Below are 21,158 nucleotides of genomic sequence, written 5' to 3' on the forward strand. Positions count from 1 at the left end.
AGCCCCGCTATGGCGCGAGCAAAGCCAACGGAATCACCGCAATACCGTCCTGTCGACGGTAAGCGTGAGGACCCGTCGTCACTACGATCGCGTCCCTCATTCGACTGCCTGCTGTGCTCCGAAGCCACTTCAGATGTCGGACATCGTGGTCCGTGATATCAGGCGAGACCTTCACCTCGATGCCGATGAACGATCCGTCGCCTTGCTCGACGATCAGATCTACTTCGGCGGTCCTGCCACGGAAGTGAAACAGCCTCGCCTCGTTCGCTTGCGAGTACACCTCGAGGCTTTGCGTCACGAACGACTCGAAAAGGTGCCCCAACCTGACGCCCGCCGAGCCGCCGGGCGTCAGCAGTGACTCAGCTGTCACGCCGAGCAATCGGGCGGCCAGGGCTGGGTCAACCAGATGATGCTTCGGTGCCTTGGCCAGCTTCCCCAACGAATTGTTCTGCGGCAACCATGCTTCTACGTCATGCAGCATGCGCAGGCGACTGAGCACATCGCGATAGTTGATCGATGTTTGACGGGTTGGCTTGTGGGTCGCACCCGGCGTTGCCGCGTCCCTGATCGACTCCCAGGATGCTGTGGTCGACGTGGCTGCCGCGTATGCAGTCATCCAGGCACGAAGGGATTCCGGACGTCGAACCACGTGGCCCTGCTCCGGAAAGTCGTGTTCGATGATCGCGTGCAGGTAGCCGTCCAAAGCTGCGCGATTTGCGCGACCAGCGAGACGACGGATGCCAGGGAAGCCGGAGACCAACACTTCTTCGATGTAGTCGCCGAGCATGGTCTCGGTCGAACCCGAAATAGTCACCTGCCGGGGCGACAGCAAGTCCTTCATAGATACAGCCGAGACCGACGGCCGACGTTCGGCGAAGCTCAAAGGCCACATTCGTACGCGGACAATTCGGCCTGCACCGGAGTGGACGACAGCGTCGGAAGGCGGCGCGCTTCCCGTCAGCAGAAACTGCCCACCCGACGCATCATCGTCGACTGCTCTGCGAACCAGATCCCATGAAGGCGGGAATCGTTGCCATTCATCGATCAGCATCGGTCGCGCCGATCTCGCGAGCAGATCTGGGTCCGCAGAAATCAGCTGCCGATCCACCGCGTTGTCGAGCTCGAGAACCGACTTCGCACGGCGGGTGGCGGTCGCGGTCTTACCTACGCCCTTTGCACCGTCGAGATTGATCGCGGCTAGGTGAGGGAGGAGGTCATCGAGCTCCTCGTCCACAATTCGCGGGAGGTACATGGCACCGGACACAGGGCTATCATACAGATTTGCACTTCTCTATCATCCATTTTTCACATGGCCTACTGGACATATTCTCCATAGCCAAAACCAGCGGTTCGATCTCAATGCCCTAGCGTGCAGGAACGGTGATTCCTCGCGCGTCGAGGATGGGGCGCACTCCCTCGGCGAAGTGGTACGCCTCCTCCAGATGTGGGTAACCCGAGAGGATGAATTCGTCGAACCCGGCGTCGTGGTATTCGCCGATCAGGTTCGCAACCTCCTCGTGTGACCCGACCAACGCCGTACCCGCGCCGCCGCGAACCAAGCCGACGCCGGCCCACAGGTTGGGGTAGATCTCGAGCGAATCCTTGCTGCCGCCGTGGAGTGCGGCCATCCGGCGCTGCCCCTCGGACTGCGAAGACGAGTGCAGCGCGTGTGCCGCAGACACCTGCTCCTCGGGGAGCTCGTCGAGGAGCTTCTGCGCGACGGCCCAGGCCTCCTCGGACGTGTCGCGGCTGATGGTGTGCAGGCGAATGCCGTAGGTGAGCTTGCGGCCCTCGGCGTCCGCGAGCGCCTGCACCTTCTCGATCTTGGCGCGGGCGTCCTTCGGCGGCTCGCCCCACGTCAAGTACGTCTGCACACGCTTGGCGGCGACGGCCAGAGCAGGCTCGGAGGAGCCGCCGAACCAGAACTCCGGCAACGGATCCGGCGCTTCGGACACCCGCGCATCGGCGACCTTGAAGAACTCGCCCTCGTGATCGACCGACGTCTCGGTCCAGATGCGTTGGACGAGTTCGAGGAACTCGTCGGTGCGGGCGTAGCGCCGATCGTGGTCGATCCAATCCCCGAAACGGCGCTGCTCGACGTCGTCGCCACCGGTGACGATGTTGAAAAGCACACGCCCTTCCGAGAACCGCTGCAATGTCGCGGCCTGCTGCGCCGCCAACGTGGGCGGCGTCAGGCCGGGGCGGAAGGCAACCAGAAACTTCAGCCTTCGGGTGCTCTGCAGCAACGCGGCCGTGGTCAGCCATGCGTCCTCGCACCACGTTCCCGTCGGGGTAAGCACACCCTCGAAATCGAGTCGGTCCGCGGACTGAGCGACCTCGGTGAGGTAGCGCAGAGACGGGCGACGGAATCCGGCGGGTTCGCGGAGGTTGCCGGAGGCGTGGGACGCGCCGACGATGGAGCGGCCGTCGCCTGCGGTGGGAAGGAACCAGAAGATGCGTGCGGTCACGAGTGGACTCCTACGACGTGGTGGGTGATCAGTTGGTGGAGGCGGTCGCGTCGGCGATGGCGTCGTTGTAGCGCGTGTCGACGAAGTCTGCAAACGTGTTGCCGCCGGGGATACTTCCGCTTTCGACGAACGCATCGAAGAGCGCCTGCTCGGAGTCGATCACTTTGTCGTCCAATGCAATTGCGGGTCGCTGGCTTCGTCCCTGCGCCAATTCACCCGCGGCCGGGTCGATGCCGACGGCCGTGGAGTACGCCGCCGCCCACTCGGCCGGATTGGCGTCCGCCCATGCGGACGCCTTGGCCAGACGAACCACGAAGTCCTGGAGGGCAGTGTTTATCGCGGGATCGTCCAGCGCCTGCTGCGAGGCGATACCGAAGCCGTAACCGTTGGCGACGCCCTCGGCTGTGGTCAGCGTCTTCGAACCGTTCTGGACCTGCGCGATCGCAGTGAACGGGTCCCAAATCGCCCAGGCATCGACCTCACCCGAGGTGAATGCGGTCAGAGCATCGGCGGGCTGGAGGAAGATCAGCTGGACGTCGTCTGTGGTCAAGCCGGCCTTCTGCAACTGCAGCAGCACATGACCGTGCGCAGAACTTCCCTTGCCCACGGCGATCTTCTTGCCGCGCAGGTCTGCGAACGAGCTGAGAGTCGAATCGGCCGGCACGAGGATCTGATCCCCACTCGCATCGTTGCTGTAGGCGGAGACGACCTTGATGCGCGCGTTGGCTGCGACCCCGAACACCGGCGGCGTATTGCCCGTGACCGCGAAGTCGATCTGGCCGGCCGTTGCTGCCTCCACCTGTGGCGGGCCGGAAGTGAAGGTGGAGAACGCGACATCGTAGGGAGCCGAGTCGAGCTCACCCGACGCGCGAAGCAGGGCCTCGGTGCCACCCTTCTGGTCGCCGACGTCCAGTGTCACGGTGGCGAGCTGGTCGTTCGAGACGAGTGCTGGGGCTTCGGTGGTTGCGGTATCGCTGCCACGGGAGACGCAACCGGTGAGCCCGACTACCGTCAAGGACAGGGCAGCGAGAACGCCGAGAGCGCGCAATGATCGGGGTCGAGTGTGTGACGACATGCGTGAAAGATCCTTCTTATCAGTGAAATTGATGAGCTCAGTGGACGCCGAGGGCACTGAGCAAGTGAGTGCGAATGCGAGAGAAGCCGGGTGTTCCCCAGTCGCGGGGACGAGGCAGGTCGACCGTGACGGTCTCGGCCACGGCACCGCCGTCGAGCACCACCACCCTGTCCCCCAGGGCGATTGCCTCGTCGACGTCGTGGGTGACCAGCAAGATGCCGAAGCCGTGCCGTCCCCACAGATCGAGAAGGAGTGACTGCATGGTCAGTCGTGTGAGTGCGTCGAGCGCGCCGAACGGTTCGTCGAGGAGGAGCAGTTCGGGCTTCCCCACCAACGCCCGTGCCAGAGCGGCGCGCTGAGCTTGCCCACCGGACAACGTGAGTGGCCATGCGTCCCGTTTGTCGGCCAGTCCCACCTCATCGAGAGTCGCGTCCGCAGCAGTCAACGCGTCGTTGCCCGTGACACCTGCGGTGTTCAGACCGTAGGACACGTTCTGGCGAACCGACCGCCACGGAAACAGGCGTGGTTCCTGGAACGCCACCGCGGGATGCCCGGCAACATGGCGCTCCCCCGTGTGGTCGGTCGACAGTCCTGCCAAGATACGCAGGATCGTCGACTTGCCGGAGCCGGATCGTCCGACCAGCGAGACGATTTCGCCGCGCTGGATGGAGAGGTCGACGCCTTTCAACACGTGACTGGATCCGTAGAACTTGTCGATGCCGTGCAGGGTGGCGACGGAGGTGATCGTCGAAGTCATGAATCAAGCATCCAATCGGTAACGGAGGGCGCGCTTTTCGAGTACTCGCACGATGCCGTCGGTGGCGATTCCCATCAGCGCGTAGACGACGAGCCCGAAGATGATGGTGTCCAGACGCAGGAAGTCCCGGGCATTGTTGATGATGTAGCCGAGCCCGGATTCGGCATTGATCTGCTCGGCCACGATCAACGACAACCACGCGATGGCCAACGACTGTCGAAGTCCCACCAGTAGTTGGGGAGCGATGCTGGGCAGGATGATCGTGGTGAACCGCTGTCGCCGAGAGAAACCGAGTACGACGGCCGTGTCGAGGAAGTCGCGATCGATCTGACGGATGGCCGAAAACGTGTTGAGGTACAGCGGAAACGCGACTCCCAGAGCGACGAGCAGGATCTTGGGAGTCTCGCCGATCCCGAACCACACGATGAACAGCGGAATGAGGCCGAGGTGCGGAAGTGCGCGCAGCATCTGCAGCGGTGGGTCGACGGTTGCCTCGGCGAGCTTGGACAGTCCGACGAGCGCTCCGAGCGCCACCCCGATCAGCCCGCCGAGCACAAGCCCCTGGACCACGCGCGTTCCCGAAATGGCCAGCGCGTCAGCCAATTCACCGTTGCGCAGCAATTCCAGACCCGCGTCGAAGATCAGGGACGGGGCGGGCAGCACTCGTTCGGAGAGAACGCCGGCAGCGCTGGCGATCTGCCAGAGCACGAGCAGTGCGACGGGTGACAGAAAGCGCAGGACGGTCCATCGGTACCTCTGCCACGCCGACTGTGTCGGTGAAACGGGTGCCGGGCCGCCCTGCACGTCGCTGACACGCGTGTCCACGGGTCCCGCGGGTGCGGCGTACGACGTCACGACCATGTTCACGTGCCTTCCACTTGATGACGAGCAGCTTCGACTCACCACCCTCTGTCACGATGCCGGTCCGAGACCAGGGTTCGAATCAGCGTGAATTTAGGTCGGGCAGAATTGCTCTCATGACCGTCGAGCCCATCCACACCGAACGCCTGACACTGCGTCTGTACGAACTCGAGGACGCAGACCGGATTCTCGCGTACTACAGCGACCCGGAAGTCTGCCGCTATCTACTCCACGAAGCGTGGACACACGCCGATGCGGTTGCTGCGGTGGGCAAACGGATGAAGCGAATCGGGCTGCACACCCAGGCCCTCGCGATGGTCGTCGAACACGAGGGCACTGTGGTGGGCAACGTCGAGGCGTGGTTGATCGACGGTTCCCCGGCTCTCGTCGAACTCGGCTGGACGTTCTCCCCCGCCGTGGCCGGTCGCGGTTATGCCACCGAGGCGGTCGACGCGTTGATCGAGCACGTGTTCTCGCTACCCCAGATCCACCGCGTCAGCGCACAGCTGGACGGACGCAACGACGCGTCGGCCCGGTTGGCGGCCCGGGTCGGCATGCGTCAGGAAGCGCACTTCCGCCAGAACTGGTGGTGCAAGGGTGAATGGACCGACACTCTCGTGTACGCGATGTTGCGCGAGGATCGGGGAGTCCGTTGTGCGGAGGCATCATGAGCAGAACCCGTGAGTGAAGTCTCGACGCCAGGCCGTCGTTCGTCGTTTCGCCGGTTTCTGACGGCCGCAGTGATCAGCTCGGCCGGCTCGTCGGTGACAGCGGTTGCGATGCCCATCTTGGTTGTGCAGCTTCTGGACGCGACACCCTTCGAGGTCGGCGTGGTGAACGCTGCACAGTTCATCCCGTATGCGGTACTCGGGTTGGTCGCCGGGGTGTACGTCGATCGGTGGCGTCGCAAGCCGATTTTGGTGTGGGCCAGCGTCGGCCGCGCATTGACGCTCGGCGCGGTTCCGCTCCTGTGGTTCGCAGGCCTACTTCACATCTGGGTACTGATCGTCGTGTTGCTTTTGTACGGATCCTTCTCGGTGTTCGGATTCGCTGCGATGCAGTCGTTGCTGCCACGGTTGGTACCACGCAGTCAACTGGTGCAGGCGAATGCTCGACTCGACCAAGCCGACGCGGCCGCAACGACATTGGGGCCGACGATCGGAGGCGGACTCGTAGGAGTGCTCGGCGCTCCCCTGGTGATTGCCGTCGATGCCATCAGCTATCTCGTCGATGCAGCACTCAATTCGAGTCTCGATGTGGACGAGCCTCGACCTACTGCTCACGCCCGCCACCTGATCGGCGAAGTACGCGACGGACTGAAATTCACGTATCTCCACCGCACGCTCAACCCGCTCGCTGTCTCGACACACGTGTGGTTCCTCGCCAACGGAGCCGCATTGACCGTGCTGTCGCTCTTCGCGCTCCGCTCGCTCGGGTTCAGCGCTTACACCTACGGATTGCTGCTGACGACGTTCGGTGCTGCCAGCCTGCTCGGAGCGTCCATTGCCCACACGCTCGGCAAGCGAATCGGCTCGGGTCGAGCAGTCATCCTCGCCCGCACGATGTATCCCCTCGCCTGGATTCTGGTGGCCCTCGCAACCGACACAGCGGTCGGCCATGTTGTGCTTTTCGCAGCCCTGGGCCTGCAAGGTCTAGCGGCAGGCACCGAGAACGCGAACGAGATGGGCTACTGGCAAGCGCTCACCCCGGATGAGCTACTCGGGCGTGTGAATGCCGCCAGGCGCTCCGTCAACCGCACCATGGCCGCCCTCGGTGCCGTGATCGCGGGCCTGCTGGTCAGCGTGATCGGTGAACGACCGACCCTGATCGGCGTCATCATCGTATTCGCCATCGCCGCAGCCATAGTGGCATTCTCGCCACTGCGACACCCTGAAGCCGAGTTCTGACACAAACGTCCCTGGGCTGTGTCCGCGACGTGGCGCGTTCACTTCGCGACCATCTTTCGTTCGGTTCCGCGACATCGACCGGTGACCGGAGTGCGACAGTCTCGGGAAACCTCACTCGAACTCATAGGAGTTTCACGGATGACCTCGCGTCGTAGAGCAGCCCTGGTGGGCACGCTCGCATTGATTTCTTTCGCGTCCACGTCGATGGGCGCCGTTGCCACTGCCGCCCCGGCACGAACGGCGTCGCCGTTGTGTCAGGTCGCAGACCTCCTCCCCACCGGATCGTCTTCGGGCCTCGGCTACGAATGTGCCGAAGCGGGTGAGCTTCTCGATCTCCCGATAGGTGATGTGCGCGCGACGCAACCCTCGCTCGGGTACGACGAGGTGTACTACAAGCTCGGTCGATACACGCTCGGCAAGGACGAGATCAACAAGAAGTTCGACGACTGGTGCGAGGCCAACGGCCAGGAAGAGGCCGCTTCGGCGTTACCCGACGCGCGACTGGACAATCCGTCGTCGTTCACCTGCACCGTCCCCGTCGGCCAGGAAACGCCCGACACCATCGCACCGATGAAGACTGTCGTCATCGGGCCGGGCGGCGTTCCGTACCTGACCGACGGACACCACACGCTGACCTCGTTCTACGAAACAGCCGACGGTGGACCGAATCTGCATCTGCGTCTACGGGTGGTCGCGAACCTCAGTGATCTGAGCCCTGCTGATTTCTGGGCACGGATGAAGACCGAGAAGTGGGTGTGGAACTACGACGTCGACGGTAACGAGGTTCCGGTGGAGCAGCTTCCGTCGGGAGTAGGCCTCGCCAAGTTCCAGAACGACAAGTACCGCAGCCTGATGTACTTCGCCCGCGACATCGGCTTCACCCCCGGAACCATCCCCTTTCAAGAATTCTATTGGGGTGCATGGGTTCGCGACTCCGGCGCAGTCGACATCAGCGGTTGGGACAACAACAACCTGGCGAGCTACCTGAGCACCGTCGAATCGGTCTCGCGCGCTCAGGTCGCGGCCCCGAAAGACACTGTGATCGACAGTGGGCGTACCGCAGCGGAACTCGGCGCTCTGGACGCATGGAACGACGGCAAGGCAGCCACCAAGGGTGAATTCGGAAAGCTCTCTGCACCGTACTCGAGCGACAAGCCGGGCAAGCTGGCCTACGCCTTGCAGTACAAGATGGGACTGTCTCGGTAGCACTTCCACTGGTGCAGCTCTTCCAACCGGAAGAGCTGCACCAGAGCACATCTCAGGAGAGTGCCCGGCGGCGAGACCGCAACCGCATCGCCACGAATACGACGACAGCGATTGCCACCGAGACGATGACCATCTTCTGCAGGATTTCGGCATAGGCGTCGACCAGGTGCCAGTTCTCGCCCAGCTGATATCCCGCGGTGACGAATATGGTGTTCCAGATCAGACTGCCGAGCGTGGTGAGAACCAGAAACTTCACCATCCCCATCCGCTCTATCCCGGCTGGTAGGGAGATGAAGCTGCGAAACAGTGGAATCATGCGGCCCAGGAACACTGCCTTGGATCCGTGTTTCGCGAACCATGCCTCCGAGCGGTCGAAGTCGCTGGCCTTGATCAGCGGAATTCGCGCCAGCAGGGCCCGGGTGCGTTCGCGTCCGATGAGTGCACCCACCGCGTAGACGATGACCGCGCCCAGGACCGAGCCGAGTGTCGTCCAGAAGAGCGCCGCGCCGAAGGAGAACACTCCCTGACTGGCCGAGAACCCGGCAAGCGGCAGAACGAGTTCGCTCGGGATCGGCGGGAACAGATTGTCGGCACCGACGACGACGGCGGCGCCGGGGCCCCCGAGCGCGTCCATGACGCCGACCGCCCACCCGGCAAGCCCGTCGAGTTGCTCGGTCTCGGCCGCTGCAGCAATCAGTAAGTTGGACATTGCAATTCCCCTGTTTGTCGGTGTCATTTGTCCGGACGGACGCTGAAAACGCTACGAACTTCCCGAATCGGGGACATCGAGGAGAGCCGTCGACCATTCATAGGGAGTCCCCCGCCGAAACCCTGCGGTTTACCGCAGTATCAGCGGCCGCATACCCCGCTACGCTGCTCGAGTGCCCGGAAACGACGTCGTACATCCACCTGACCTGGCGGATCGGATTGCCGTCAGCTCGCTTGTTCGGCGTTGGCTGATGGCACTTGCCGGAGTTCTACTCGGCAGCTTCACGGCAGTCTCGGCCGTGCTGTTCAGTGTCGTGGCGCTCCTCGCTCTAGCCTCGGCGCGCCTCCTCGGCCGGTGGGGAGAGCCACTGAGGGCTGCAGTCGATGACGGCGCAGTTCGTCTGAGCGAGTTGGATATTCGACGTATCACCCGCTTCCACGGCACGCTCCATACGGATGTGCTGACCCCTCGCCACTGTCGCTGGTATCTCGGCGGGCGGTGGACGATCGGACTACTCGGAACCGGCGTGGTCCTCTTCCTGACTCTGTGTCTCGTCGTGGCCGGCTCGATGGTCTCGGCATGGATCCTCGGCGGCGGCTGGGGCTTGATCGAGAACTCCGACCGGGTCGACGGTGGACTCATCGCGATGGCGGCTCTGCCCGGGATCCTCTTGATCTTCGTCGCGATCGTCGGGGTGGCCGCGGTCGGTTCGCTGGACCGTTGGTTCTGCGTCCAGGTGCTCGGCCGACAGTCGGATCGGTTGCTGCACCAGCGGGTTGCCGAATTGACGAGCAGCCGCGATCACGTTGTCGACGCCATCGACGACGAACGCCGCCGCATCGAGCGCGACCTGCACGACGGTGTCCAGCAGCACCTGGTTGCGCTGGGGATGCTCGTCGGCCGGGCTCGTCGCGCCGAAGATCCTGAGAAGGCGCATGAACTCCTCGCCCAAGCCCAGGTCGCATCGCAGGGAGCGATCGATGAGCTGCGCGAGGTTGCCAACCGTGTGTACCCGATCGCGCTCGACAAGGATGGCCTGCGCGCAGCTCTCGAGACGCTGGCCGAGCGGGCCAGTGTTCCAGTCCGACTCTCGTACGAACTGACAGAGAGGTTGCGCCCCGCCGTGGAGACGGTTGTCTACTTCGTCATCTCGGAGGCGGTAACCAACGCAGCGAAGCACGCCTCCCCGAAACTGTTGGAGGTCAACGTCACTCACCAGCAGTTCGATCGTGTACTGGCAACCATCACCGACGACGGGCCCGGTGGCGCCGATCCGTCCGGCACCGGATTGTCCGGACTGGCCCGCCGCGTCGCTGCCCTGGATGGCACCCTGACTGTGGACAGCCCGGTCGGCGGTCCGACCGTCGTGACGGCGAGCGTCCCGTGCGGGTGATCGTTGCCGAGGACTCGACGCTGCTGCGTGAGGGAATGGTGCGTCTGCTCGTCGACGAAGGCCACGACGTGATCGCGTCCGTGGGCGACGCCGACGCACTCCTGGTTGCGGTGGAACTCGATCGTCCCGACATCGTCGTCACCGACGTCCGTATGCCTCCCGACCACAGCGACGAGGGTTTGCGAGCCGCATTGACCATCCGCAGTCGATGGCCGGAGGTGGCGGTACTCGTACTCTCCCAGTACGTCGAAAACCGTTACGCAGCAGAGCTGATCAGCGGATCCGGCGGCAAGGTCGGCTACCTACTCAAGGACCGCGTCGCGCAGGTCGAAGAATTCTTGGACGCATTGAACAGGGTTGCCGACGGCGGGACCGCCTTCGATCCGGAAGTGGTGCGGCAGCTGTTGTCTCGCACGACCCGATCGAATCCCCTCGAACGACTCACGCCTCGTGAACGCGATGTTCTCGAGCTGATGGCACAAGGTCTCACCAACGCGCGAATAGCTGCTGATCTGTACATCTCGGTGAGCTCGGTCGAGAAGCACATCAACGCCGTGTTCGACAAACTCGGATTGGCGAACTCCACTGGTATGAGCCGACGCGTCATGGCTGTGGTGGCCTATCTACGTACGTGATCAGGCGATGCGGGCAGCCGAACCCGACACGATGATTCCGCCGGACGGCGGGATGTCCACCAGGAGCTTGCTGGGCCTGCCGACATGGCTTCCCTGGTGGATGACGATGCTCGCAGGTGGCTGAACCACGTGCGAGCCGCGAAGGTACCCGCCGGTCGCCGCCGCTGCCGCACCCGTCGCCGGGTCCTCTGTGATCGTCCCGACCGGGAACACGTTGCGTGCGTGCCATTGTTCGGTGCCCTGCGGCCAGAGAACGATGATCGTCGCGGGCCACCCGTGCTCGTCGAGCACTGCACGAGCGCGACCGAGATCGGGTGTGAACCCATCGAAGACGCTCCGATCGTTGAGAACAACGAGGGGGTGCCAATTGCCGCCGAAGGCCTCAGCGGGAACGTAAATGGGATGCAGGTGGTCCGCGGTCAGGCCGAGAGCACCGAGGACGTCGGCGAGTGCCGTGCTGGACAGCGGGCCCGTCCTGGGCTCCACGCTCGTGAACGACACCAGCGGCGCGCCATCCGAGCCGATGCTCGTCTCGATCTCGATGTCCCCCACCGGTGTCGCGAAGCTAATTGAACCGACGCCCTCGGTCGCGCTGATCGCGGCGGCCGCGGCCACCGTTGCGTGTCCGCAGAACGGCACCTCGGCGACCGGTGAGAAGTATCGGATGGCGCGACTTCCGTCGCCATCTCCGGGAGTGACGAAAGCCGTCTCCGCATAGCCGACGTCCGCTGCAATCCTCAGCATCTCGATGTCGTCCAGGCCGCGAGCGTCGAGCACGACTCCCGCGGGGTTGCCGCCTGACGGCTCGCTGGAGAACGCCGTCCATCGTTGAATGTCGATCGGGGACATGTGGCTAACGTACCCGCCACCGAGCGGATCCGGGCCGTCGCTTCACGAGGTCCGGTACCCTCTCGCGTCATGAACCTGAAACTGTGTGTGCTGCTGTGGGCGTCGGACGGACAAGAAGACGCACTCACTCGATACGAGGACACGGTGCTGGACCTGATTCCGAAGTATGGCGGCCGTGTGGTGAGCCGGGTTCGCCGCGTCGGCACGGGCGACGGGCCACTCGAGGTGCAGGTCATTCACCTCCCTGACGACTCAGCCCTAAAAGCTTACTTGGAGGACCCCGAGCGGCTTGCGCTCGCCGAGGTGCATCGCAGTGCAGTGGCCAAGACTGAAATTATTCGCGTGGACACGATTGTCTAGCCGTTGCGCTGGGCCGATTCGACTACCAGCGATCGACGTGCAGCACCGTCTCGATCGGATCCCGCGGAGCGACCTTGAACGTCTCGCCCGTGTAGTACGCCGTGGGGATCAGCGCACCCTGATGGAAATCCTCGGGGATACCCAGTAGCTCGGAGATCTCTGCCTCACGGGCGAGATGAATTGTGGTCCATGCTGTTCCGAGACCGCGAGCACGTGCGGCCAAGGCGTAATTCCACACGGCGGGCAGCAATGAGCCCCACAAGCCGGCTTGGTTTCCGGACGGAAGCGTCTTGCCTGCCTTGATGCATGGGATCAGCAACACCGGAACTTCACCCATGTGCTCGCCGAGCCATCCGGCACTGTCTCCGACCCGCTTCTGTACCGATGATCGTTCCGGATCGTCGGGGAACAGGCCTGAGGCGAAATGCTTCGATGCCTGGTACTCGGCGAACAGTTCGCCGTAGATCGACCCGATACGAGCGCGGAGCTCGGGATCGGTGACGACGATCCACTGCCACCCCTGCTGATTCGAGCCGGACGGTGCCTGCAGTGCGATCTCGAGACATTCCTTGATCAGCTCCATCGGCACCGGCCGCATCAGGTCCAAGCGCTTGCGGACGGTGCGCGTCGTGGTCAGCAGCTCGTCGGGAGTCAGATCGACAATCGGGAAAGAGGTCACCTCTCGATCATGCACCATTCGGTCACCTCTGGGCCCGGTCGACCAGTTCCTCGTTCGCTGCGTCCCACTGCGCGGCCATGGACCTGCCCCCGTGCCCGTCACCCTCGTCGACGAAGAGCGTCGATCCGGGCCACTTCCGGTGCAGACGCCACGCAGTGAGGGCGGGTCCGGATACGTCGCGTCGGCCGTGGATCAGGACGCTCGGGAAATCGCGCAGACCGCCGGCACGATCGAGCAGAGGCGGATCGCAGAACCCGTCGTGCGACCAGTAGTGCGTGGCCAGTCGCACGAAGGCCAGGCGGAACCGGTCATCCTCCCACCTGGGGTCGCGTCTGATACCGCCGGTGCCGATCGAGATGTGGACATCCTCCCACAGTGCCCATTCACGAGATGCGTTGTCTCGCAACAGCAGATCGGATGAATTGAACATGCGGTCGTACGCGTCGACGATTCGACCGTGCCGGCGCCGATAGCCGACGCCGGCCTGCTCGGCGAAGGTGGCGAAACGATCCCATGCTTCGGGGAAGACCGCGCCGACGCCCTCGGTGATCCAGTCGACCTCCCAGCGGCTGGTCGTCGTCACAGACACGAGGACGACGCCGAAAACCCTCGTCGGATGCGCGAGGGCGTAGGCGACGGCGAGGGTGGATCCCCAGGACGCGCCGTTGACGATCCACGCCTCGACGCCGAGGTGCTGACGCAGGGCTTCGATATCGGCAATCAGGTGCGCAGTGGTGTTGGTAGCCAACGACGTCGAAGGATCCGAGGCGTGTGGTGTGGACCGTCCGCACCCGCGCTGCTCGAATCCGACCGCGCGAACACGGGACAGGTCGAAGTGTCGACGAAACTGACTCTCGTTCAGGGTCCCGCCTGGTCCGCCGTGCAGGTAGACCGCCGGGACGCCATCGGACGGACCCCATTGCTCCCAGTAGATGCGTTGATCGTCACCCACGTCCAACATTCCGTGCAGTGTCGGCTCGTCGTCCAGTGTCATGCCGCCATCACATCATTCGAGAGGCAGCATCTGTCGGATCACTGCCCATGCGGACGCGTCGACCCAGGACGGATTCGATTGCTGCGGCGATCGGAACACCTCGAGCATCGACAGTTCCTCGATGCATTGAATGTCCGACGCGAGGATCGGCTCATCGAACAGCGTGATGTTCGTCGAGACCTTCCACTGTGGGCCGGGGACCGGGGCGCCGGTCAACCGACCCGCACCCCAGATCCCGCGTCGCGGGTGGCTACTGACCCAGAACAGCACGGATTGGCCGGGTGCCATCAGACGCGTTCGGTAGTTGTCGGCGACGCACCAGTTCTCGTGCGCCCGTCCGGCTTCGACCATCGGTGCGAGATCGGTCGTGTGCGGATTGCACTTGATCACCCACGCACCGAGCGTGTGGTCGGTAATTGCCCGTACAGTCACCGCCGCCAGCGTACCGAGCGTCAGGCCACCGCGTCGTTGCCCTGAGCTGCGGAGACCACCAAATTGCTTGCTGTCAGCTCGTTTCCGCCCTTGACTGCGTCGACCCACTGGTCGGTGGACGCCACCGCTGCGAAGTTCGACTGGTAGAGCACCATCAATGCCTTGTGCAGCTGCTCGGCCGAGACGGTGCCCGCCTCGTTGGAGAGGTTGATCGCACCGGTGGCGTCCGACAGGATCTCGACAGTCAGGTCCAGCGCCTCGGCGTCCGCGCTGGATGCGAGGTCGCAGTTGTTGGTCATGTACCCGACGATCGTGACGGTGTCGATCTTGTTGCTCTGCAACCACTTCGCGACGCCGGTTCCTGCGAACACACTGCTGTACTTCTTCTCCACCCGCTCGAACGAGGGTTGTACGACGGCCTGAATATCGGGGTGCAGCTCGTATGTCGGGGTGCCCTTCACGAAGGCCGGTGCGCCCTCGAGCATTTCGTGCTGAACGATCGCGACGGGCAGGTCCTGCGCCGCAGCGGCTTCGATGGCGCGGACGATGTTGGCCAACGACTCGTCTCGCGGCGGGTACTGGATCTGCAGTACTCCCTCGAAGTATTCCTGCTGGACATCGATGACGATGAGGGCTCTGCGCGGTGCGGTCATGGGCGTTCTCCTTCACGTGGCGTTCTCGGTCGATACCCATACTTCGTCGTCGGCCTTGCGTCCACGAGTGGCACGGATGCATACTTTCGATGGAATTGCGCCAACTCGTCGATCGGAGACCCATGCGTATCGCGCTGTATGTGTTCGACGGCATGACGATGTTCCATCTCGCCGCGCCGTTGATGGTGTTCGGCGAGGTGACCCGACTCGGTCTCGCCCCGGATTGGGAGACGCGAGTGTGGTCCGACGAACCAGGCGCGATCCGCACCGAGGAGGGGTTTCCGATCGGTGAGATCGCGGGCCCCAGCACCGTCGACTGGGCCGATATCGTCATCGTGACGTCGTGGCCGGAGTCGTTGCCTCACATAGGCACTGACTTCTCGAACGCACTCCGCGGAGCACATAGGCGAGGCGCAGAGATCGCGGGTCTGTGCCTCGGTTCGTTCGCCGTCGCAGACACCGGGTTGCTGGCCGGCCGCCCCGCCGTCACGCATTGGACCAAGATGACCGAGCTGCGGGAGCGAAATGCACACGCCGGCGTCGACGAGTCGGTTCTCTACATAGACCACGGAGACGTGATGACCTCCGCGGGAACCGCGTCCTCGATCGATTCCTGCCTCCACATCGTGCGCAAGCACCTCGGTTCGGCTGCCGCGACGCGGGTGGCACGCAGCCTGGTGGTCGCACCCCATCGCGACGGCGGTCAGGCGCAATACATCGAACGTCCGGTCATCGAGGCATCGGGAGATACTGCGATCGCCGACGTACAGAGCTGGGCACTCGAACGACTGGACGAGCCGTTACCCATCGAGCGACTGGCCGAACATGCGCGCATGAGCCGACGCAGCTTCATCCGTCAGTTTCAGCTGGAAACGGGGTCCACCCCGGCTCGCTGGGTTCTGGACAAACGCCTCGAGGAAGCTCGGAGCCTGCTCGAAACGACCGATCGCAGTGTCGAGAACATCGCGGCCCTGTGCGGATTCGGCAGCGCTGTCACTCTGCGTCAGAACTTCCGCTCGGCATTCGCGGTGACACCGACGGCCTATCGACGGCAATTCGCCGTCGGTTGTGCGCCCACGGACGCGGTCGACAGGCAAGGATGAGCAACGTGATCTTCTGGATAATCGCGGCCGGTGTCGAACTCGCCGCCATCATTGCCCTCGGTGTGGTCTTGATCGTGTCGCGTCGCAAACTCAAACACACTCGGCGGGCACTCGACCGTGCCCTGAGCGAATCGCTGCAACGTCGAAAGCGACGCGGCCTGGTGCCCTTCGCGATCAGAACTGCCTTCCACACCACGGACTTACTCATCAACAAGGGCTTCAGCGCAACAGTGCGCAACTCCGTCGAGGATCTCGCCGGCTGGGCGAAGGTGGAACGCCCCGATCTGGCACGCATGACCGCCGACGGCGACATTGTGGTGATGTTCTCCGACATCGAGGGGTCCACCGCACGCAACGAGGAACTGGGCGACCGTGGCTGGGTGAAGCTGCTCGAAAAGCACAACAAACTCATCTGCAAGCATGTCGCGGATCACGGCGGACACGTGGTGAAGAGTCAGGGCGACGGTTACATGATCGCCTTCTCCGACCCGGCTGGAGCCGTGCGCTGCGGCGTGAAAGTGCAAGAGGCCCTGCTGGAGAACCCCGACCGTTGGGACCGTATTCGCGTACGGATGGGTGTGCACGTCGGCAGCTCGGTGCGCCGAGGTGACGACCTGTTCGGCCTCAACGTGGCCATGGCAGCCCGCGTCGCAGGGCAGGCCGACGGCGGTGAGATTCTCGTCAGCGAACCTGTGCGCAACGCCATCGGTGCGGCGCATGATCTGACTCTCGGAACGCCCCGCGACGTCGAACTCAAAGGTATGAGCGGAACATTTCAGTTGTACCCGGTGACATTGCCGGTGCTGCCGGATACAACTCCGTCCATCAGCGCAGGATAGCGCCGGGCAGAACTGGCACGGTCAGCGTCGAACCTCCGGCTCCGGTTCGGACCATGACGTGCCCTACCAGGGCGTCGTCGGTGATGTCGGGGTAGTCGTCACTGCGAACCAGGACCAGTCGAAGCTTAACTCCACTCGCGAAGCCGAAGCGCTGTTTCAGTCGAGACCGAACAGTTTCGAGTAGGTGGCCGCCGCACGTTCTCTGAGCTGTTCGCCCGACAGATCTTCCGGGCTATCGCGCAGCACCGGATCCGAAACGTAATCATCGACATCGAAAAAGAGCTTTTCGAGAACTATGAACTCGCTACCCGGCACTTGACTTTTATCGTTGGTAAAGGTGCGAATATATTCTTCCTCGAAATCATCTGCCGAAATCTTTTCTTTTACAAATCTCTCGATCAGCTCCCTATATTGGCTCAGCATTACTTCGACTGACCTCTTGTGCTCAGCCATTACCCACCCCCAAGATTTCCATGTTCGAGTACATTACTGACTTGCAAGTCGCTCAATTTCCACCCTGAAACGAAAGCTCCGGAAGGCGATTGGACGACCACGAGGCCGCTGTCAGGATTGTAGTTCAATATGGCCGGATTCCCTCTGTACGTACCTTCGATGTGCATTGTTGCTGGGTCGCTGACTTGGTGTCGGACAGCCTGTTGAAAGGCGTCGAAGCCCGGCCTCCCTCGTGGTTGGTCCACGCCGAATTGCGCGGCATGCTTGAACTTCTTCTCGATCTGGCCTGCATCAAACGTGACATCGACCGGGTCGATCCTCTTGATTGCCGGGCTGAGCCCAGGACCCGAACTGGGCGACGGACTCTCGTCACCGAGGTTCTTGATCCGATCCAGCTCCTTCTGCCTCCGCTGAAGATCCCGTTCGCGCTTCACCCCTCTCCGAAGGTTTCGGGCCGAGTTCCACACATCGATCACACGCCGAAGCGGGGACGCGAACCGGGCGGCGATCGACACCGCTCTCGCGGACGCGGCGATTGCACCGAGTCCGAAAGTGACGAAAGAGGCAGCGACACCAATGGCCGCGGTTATTGCCAACTCTTTCAGCAGATCATTGCGCAAACCTTCCAACTCGCTCATCAGGTCGCTGCGCAGTTGATTCAGACCGTCACGGTGCTCTTCACAGGACACCGCGAGCCCGTTGGCTGCGTTGAGCACGTCATCGGCCGCAGCCTTCAACTCGCGCAAGTCTTCATCGACGAAAACCGCGTCGGGCGCGGTGACCGTATCGAACGTGGCCGCCGCTCGTTCGAGCGCGTCGGGCACTGCCGCGCACGCGGCGTCGGCTGCAATTGCGGCCCATGCGGCCCTCGCGATTTCAAGCTTGTCGGTATCGCCATCCGGGACGATGACACCGATTTTTTCCACCAGTCCGAGGCCACTGTCAAGGAGACCACCATCGCCACCGGCGGACGGTACGGGGACTTTGCAGACGAACATCGGTGCCGCCGGGTTCGGCGGCGGATCCGGCGGGAGCTGGGACTGTTGGCCCGCCGCGACGGCCGCGTTGTAGTCAGCCATGGCGTGGTTGAATCCGAGCTGAGCGACGACGTTGCCGTAGTGGTGAATGGCTTCGGCCAGAAATCGGATCGTGCTCAGCGTCTCGTTGGCCCGATCGTCATACGATGACGCCCACTCCGTGGCCTCCTCGTAGCTCCCTGCCATGCTCCCACATTCGTACAGCTGATCGAGATGCTGATTGGCGGCACCGAAAAACTCGGCAGCTACCCGGACGCAGGCATCGGCCACGTCGTAGTAGTCCTGCGGATCGAGATCCAGATCGCTCATCCGGTCGTTCCGCGTCCGAGCAACCGCAGGTTGGCATTGGATGCCTCGAGGTACGAGCGGCGCGCGGCGGCGGCAGCGGCCCGCATTTCCATCAGCCCCGCTGCCATTTCGACTGCGCCTGCCCGCCACTCACGCTGCGCGACGTCGTGCTGCGCTGCCGCGGCACCTTCCCAGTGCTGTTGATGTTGGGCAGTTCTCGCCTCGATTGCGTCGAGGTTGTCTTCGACAAGCCCGAGGAAGGCTTGCAGCTCAGCCAACGCACTATCCAGCTCCGCAAAATTCACCACGAAACGTCCCACTTCGCGCGCCTACAGATTCAAAGAGCTGTGAGGGCGCGCATTGGCCTGGTCGGTGTCGGAATACGCTACGCCAGCCTCGTTCAGCAGATCGCCCATTCTGACCAACGCTCCCGCGACCGCAACCACGCCACTATGAAAGTCGTTCCATCCCTCCCGATATGCAGTGGCGGCGGGTCCACGCCACGAATCGAGCAGACCCTCAATGTGGCGGTCCACCTTCGTCATTCCGCTCGACAGCGCATCGGCCGTCGCCCGAACGAACGCGGCATACTCAGCCATTTGGTGCGACTCGACCACCAGCGCCCGCACTGACCTCGTGTCGTCCGACATGTGCTCCCCCGTCTGCGTCGCCGCCGCTCGCCGAAGAGCGAGGCTCACAGACTTGGACGTCGGCCAAGCCCAGTCGGTTCCATCGAATCGCATTCGGTACGACCGAGAATCCAGCCTGGGGCGAAGCTTTGGCTCGAAGTCTGCTGGCGTCGTCCGGTCCGGCAGCGGACACAAACGGTGCCGCCGGGCGGCTCGGCGGCTCGCTCTTCGACTTCGATTCGCCGGTCAGCGCACGGTAGCGCTGGGCAGGACAGGCACGGTCAGGGAAGACCCTCCGACTCCAGTTCGGACGATGACGTCCCCTGCCGGGGCGTCGTCGGTGATATCGGGGTAGTCGTCGCTGCGAACCTGCACTTGCAGCCGATGTCCGGCCGGCAATCGGAAATGCGTCGGCCACGTGCGCACGTCCAACTCGTACTCCTGCCCGGGTATCACAGACTCGGGCGACACCGATCCATTGCGGTGGCTCGCCTTGAGCCAACCCTGGGTGATGCGCTCGACGGTGCCGTCCGGCGCGACGTCGTCGATGATCACCGCGAGATTGCCGTCCGATGCGGTGAACGTTGCCGCAACCTTCGCTGTGGGAGACCCTGTGATCACCACATCAGCGGGTAGCGGGGTGGTCGAGAAGATCACCGCCGCTGCGGCAGCATCGGTGTGGTCCTCCGGCACGGTGTACGCGCGTGTGCCCTGCTCGGTCGACACCGGGCTCAGGCCACCGTCGGTTCCCATCGTCAGCGTCAGCTCGGTCGACTCGGCGGGTGGCCACTGACCGAATTCCTGCCAGCCACGTTCGACGGGCTCCGAGGAGATCTCGTAGGAATTGATCCGCTGAGCAGGCAGCGGCGCAGAATCGTCCTCGCGGAGCCACTTGTCCCACCATGCGAGGTATGCCCCCGTGCCGATATCGGCTTTCTGGCCCGCAGGCATCCCGTGTTCCCACGGGCCCGCTACTACCCACGTCAGATCTGGATGTGCACCGTAGTTCTGCATCATCGGATCCCGGTACCGGTCGTACCATCCACCGACCTGCAACATGGGCACGTCGATGTTCTGCCACTTCGCCTTGACGCTGCGGTCGATCCAGTACTCGTCGTACATCGGATGTTCGTCGTACGGCCCCTCGGTGGCGGGCGCGGTGCTTGCTTGCCAGGTGCGGATGGTGTCGGATCGGATCCCCCCGCGGTAGATCGTGTTCTCGTACCAGTCACTGAATGCATCGACCGGAATGACCGCAGCCAGGTGTGGAGGATTGTTGGCCGCGGACAACATCGAGGTGTGCCCGCCATAGCTGACGCCGGACTGTCCGACCTTGTCCGTCGACCACGATTGCGCTGCAGCCCATTCGACGAGGTCGTAGTTGTCCTGCTGTTCCTGCGGGCCGAACGGATCCAGTACGCCTGGAGAATCGCCGGATCCCCGGACGTTGCACAACAAGATGTTGTACCCACGCTCGACCAGATACGCCGAGTCCACCGCCAACTGGTCGAGTCCGTCGTAGGCGTTGAAGTCGTAGACGATGGTCGGAAACTGCTCGGCGACCGGGACATTGCCGGCGTCACCGGGCCGGTTCACGTCACACGCGAGCGTCGCACCGTCGCGCATCGGAACCTTCATGCGCTCCGAGGTGACCGTGTATTCGGCCGCACGACCGTGGGTGAAGAACAGGTCTGTGGGCGCTTCGCGAGGCATCGCTCCAGCAGTACCGGCTGCCTGTCCGACGAGAACTACGGCAAGAGTCAAGGCCAGGGGTACGCGGGTGATACGGATATCGATCTCCATCCATCGGGCGGCTGGGCCGCGAGAGTCG

At 63.4% G+C, this 21,158-nt stretch carries 24 protein-coding genes; 8 read left to right on the plus strand and 16 right to left on the minus strand.

Annotation, left to right across the window (positions count from 1 at the left end; genetic code table 11):
* Window positions 1-7: 7 nt before the first annotated feature.
* From QM797_RS15045 to QM797_RS15065, 5 genes are all read right to left on the minus strand, one after another.
* Entirely contained in the window at window positions 8-1,264 is a 1,257-nt protein-coding gene (locus QM797_RS15045; protein ID WP_283276441.1) for an ATP-binding protein, read from the minus strand.
* 100 nt (window positions 1,265-1,364) lie between these two features.
* Window positions 1,365-2,468 (minus strand): LLM class flavin-dependent oxidoreductase, encoded by a 1,104-nt coding sequence (locus QM797_RS15050; RefSeq protein ID WP_283276442.1) that lies wholly within the window; start codon window positions 2,466-2,468, stop codon window positions 1,365-1,367.
* Between the two features lie 28 nt (window positions 2,469-2,496).
* Window positions 2,497-3,543 carry an ABC transporter substrate-binding protein gene (locus QM797_RS15055; RefSeq protein ID WP_283276443.1) on the minus strand — a complete coding sequence of 349 codons (1,047 nt, stop codon included), beginning with the start codon at window positions 3,541-3,543 and terminating at the stop codon, window positions 2,497-2,499.
* A gap of 37 nt (window positions 3,544-3,580) precedes the next feature.
* The gene (locus QM797_RS15060; protein WP_283276445.1) at window positions 3,581-4,300 is read right to left on the minus strand and encodes an ABC transporter ATP-binding protein; all 720 of its coding nucleotides are present in this window, start codon (window positions 4,298-4,300) and stop codon (window positions 3,581-3,583) included.
* 3 nt (window positions 4,301-4,303) lie between these two features.
* Complete coding sequence (locus QM797_RS15065) at window positions 4,304-5,161, minus strand: ABC transporter permease (protein WP_283276523.1); 858 nt, start codon at window positions 5,159-5,161, stop codon at window positions 4,304-4,306.
* 116 nt (window positions 5,162-5,277) lie between these two features.
* Between QM797_RS15065 and QM797_RS15070 the strand changes: the two genes are divergently transcribed.
* From QM797_RS15070 to QM797_RS15080, 3 genes are all read left to right on the plus strand, one after another.
* Window positions 5,278-5,832, plus strand: coding sequence for a GNAT family N-acetyltransferase (locus QM797_RS15070; RefSeq protein WP_283276446.1), 555 nt, complete (start codon window positions 5,278-5,280; stop codon window positions 5,830-5,832).
* 9 nt (window positions 5,833-5,841) lie between these two features.
* Complete coding sequence (locus QM797_RS15075) at window positions 5,842-7,068, plus strand: MFS transporter (RefSeq protein WP_283276447.1); 1,227 nt, start codon at window positions 5,842-5,844, stop codon at window positions 7,066-7,068.
* A 138-nt stretch (window positions 7,069-7,206) separates the two neighbouring features.
* Window positions 7,207-8,274 carry a ParB/Srx family N-terminal domain-containing protein gene (locus QM797_RS15080; protein ID WP_283276448.1) on the plus strand — a complete coding sequence of 356 codons (1,068 nt, stop codon included), beginning with the start codon at window positions 7,207-7,209 and terminating at the stop codon, window positions 8,272-8,274.
* A gap of 52 nt (window positions 8,275-8,326) precedes the next feature.
* On the opposite strand, the gene QM797_RS15085 is transcribed toward QM797_RS15080, so the two are convergent.
* Window positions 8,327-8,983, minus strand: a complete 657-nt coding sequence (locus QM797_RS15085) for a DedA family protein (protein WP_283276449.1) — start codon at window positions 8,981-8,983, stop codon at window positions 8,327-8,329.
* Window positions 8,984-9,155: 172 nt separating this feature from the next.
* Between QM797_RS15085 and QM797_RS15090 the strand changes: the two genes are divergently transcribed.
* Both QM797_RS15090 and QM797_RS15095 read left to right on the plus strand, forming a co-directional pair.
* Window positions 9,156-10,376: a sensor histidine kinase gene (locus QM797_RS15090; protein WP_283276450.1), complete on the plus strand. Its 1,221-nt coding sequence runs from the start codon at window positions 9,156-9,158 to the stop codon at window positions 10,374-10,376.
* Window positions 10,367-11,011 (plus strand): response regulator, encoded by a 645-nt coding sequence (locus tag QM797_RS15095; protein WP_283276451.1) that lies wholly within the window; start codon window positions 10,367-10,369, stop codon window positions 11,009-11,011. Before QM797_RS15090 ends, QM797_RS15095 begins: the two co-directional genes overlap by 10 nt.
* On the opposite strand, the gene QM797_RS15100 is transcribed toward QM797_RS15095, so the two are convergent.
* The gene (locus tag QM797_RS15100) at window positions 11,012-11,860 is read right to left on the minus strand and encodes a PhzF family phenazine biosynthesis protein (RefSeq protein ID WP_283276452.1); all 849 of its coding nucleotides are present in this window, start codon (window positions 11,858-11,860) and stop codon (window positions 11,012-11,014) included.
* A gap of 69 nt (window positions 11,861-11,929) precedes the next feature.
* Here QM797_RS15100 and QM797_RS15105 point away from each other — a divergent pair, with 69 nt between their 5' ends.
* Window positions 11,930-12,220, plus strand: coding sequence for a hypothetical protein (locus QM797_RS15105; protein WP_283276453.1), 291 nt, complete (start codon window positions 11,930-11,932; stop codon window positions 12,218-12,220).
* 22 nt (window positions 12,221-12,242) lie between these two features.
* On the opposite strand, the gene QM797_RS15110 is transcribed toward QM797_RS15105, so the two are convergent.
* From QM797_RS15110 to QM797_RS15125, 4 genes are read right to left on the minus strand one after another with little or no spacing between them, the layout of a single operon-like run.
* The gene (locus tag QM797_RS15110) at window positions 12,243-12,899 is read right to left on the minus strand and encodes a nitroreductase family protein (RefSeq protein WP_283276454.1); all 657 of its coding nucleotides are present in this window, start codon (window positions 12,897-12,899) and stop codon (window positions 12,243-12,245) included.
* 22 nt (window positions 12,900-12,921) lie between these two features.
* Window positions 12,922-13,893, minus strand: coding sequence for an alpha/beta fold hydrolase (locus QM797_RS15115; RefSeq protein ID WP_283276455.1), 972 nt, complete (start codon window positions 13,891-13,893; stop codon window positions 12,922-12,924).
* A 12-nt stretch (window positions 13,894-13,905) separates the two neighbouring features.
* Window positions 13,906-14,325 carry an EVE domain-containing protein gene (locus QM797_RS15120; RefSeq protein WP_283276456.1) on the minus strand — a complete coding sequence of 140 codons (420 nt, stop codon included), beginning with the start codon at window positions 14,323-14,325 and terminating at the stop codon, window positions 13,906-13,908.
* Between the two features lie 20 nt (window positions 14,326-14,345).
* Window positions 14,346-14,978: an isochorismatase family protein gene (locus QM797_RS15125; protein WP_283276457.1), complete on the minus strand. Its 633-nt coding sequence runs from the start codon at window positions 14,976-14,978 to the stop codon at window positions 14,346-14,348.
* A gap of 122 nt (window positions 14,979-15,100) precedes the next feature.
* Here QM797_RS15125 and QM797_RS15130 point away from each other — a divergent pair, with 122 nt between their 5' ends.
* On the plus strand, window positions 15,101-16,081 hold the full coding sequence (locus QM797_RS15130; RefSeq protein ID WP_283276458.1) for a GlxA family transcriptional regulator: 981 nt from the start codon (window positions 15,101-15,103) through the stop codon (window positions 16,079-16,081).
* Entirely contained in the window at window positions 16,078-16,920 is an 843-nt protein-coding gene (locus QM797_RS15135) for an adenylate/guanylate cyclase domain-containing protein (protein ID WP_283276459.1), read from the plus strand. The genes QM797_RS15130 and QM797_RS15135 overlap by 4 nt, the downstream gene beginning before the upstream one ends.
* A 156-nt stretch (window positions 16,921-17,076) precedes the next feature.
* On the opposite strand, the gene QM797_RS15140 is transcribed toward QM797_RS15135, so the two are convergent.
* From QM797_RS15140 to QM797_RS15160, 5 genes are all read right to left on the minus strand, one after another.
* Window positions 17,077-17,373: a colicin immunity domain-containing protein gene (locus tag QM797_RS15140; protein WP_283276460.1), complete on the minus strand. Its 297-nt coding sequence runs from the start codon at window positions 17,371-17,373 to the stop codon at window positions 17,077-17,079.
* Complete coding sequence (locus tag QM797_RS15145) at window positions 17,373-18,719, minus strand: colicin D domain-containing protein (protein WP_283276461.1); 1,347 nt, start codon at window positions 18,717-18,719, stop codon at window positions 17,373-17,375. Before QM797_RS15145 ends, QM797_RS15140 begins: the two co-directional genes overlap by 1 nt.
* Window positions 18,716-19,018: a WXG100 family type VII secretion target gene (locus QM797_RS15150; RefSeq protein WP_317565940.1), complete on the minus strand. Its 303-nt coding sequence runs from the start codon at window positions 19,016-19,018 to the stop codon at window positions 18,716-18,718. The genes QM797_RS15145 and QM797_RS15150 overlap by 4 nt, the downstream gene beginning before the upstream one ends.
* Window positions 19,019-19,027: 9 nt before the next feature.
* Complete coding sequence (locus QM797_RS15155; RefSeq protein ID WP_349307202.1) at window positions 19,028-19,441, minus strand: WXG100 family type VII secretion target; 414 nt, start codon at window positions 19,439-19,441, stop codon at window positions 19,028-19,030.
* 132 nt (window positions 19,442-19,573) lie between these two features.
* Window positions 19,574-21,130, minus strand: coding sequence for a CocE/NonD family hydrolase (locus QM797_RS15160; RefSeq protein ID WP_283276463.1), 1,557 nt, complete (start codon window positions 21,128-21,130; stop codon window positions 19,574-19,576).
* Between the last annotated feature and the right edge of the window lie 28 nt (window positions 21,131-21,158).

It is taken from the genome of Rhodococcus sp. IEGM 1381, assembly GCF_030056795.1.
GTDB lineage: Bacteria > Actinomycetota > Actinomycetes > Mycobacteriales > Mycobacteriaceae > Rhodococcoides.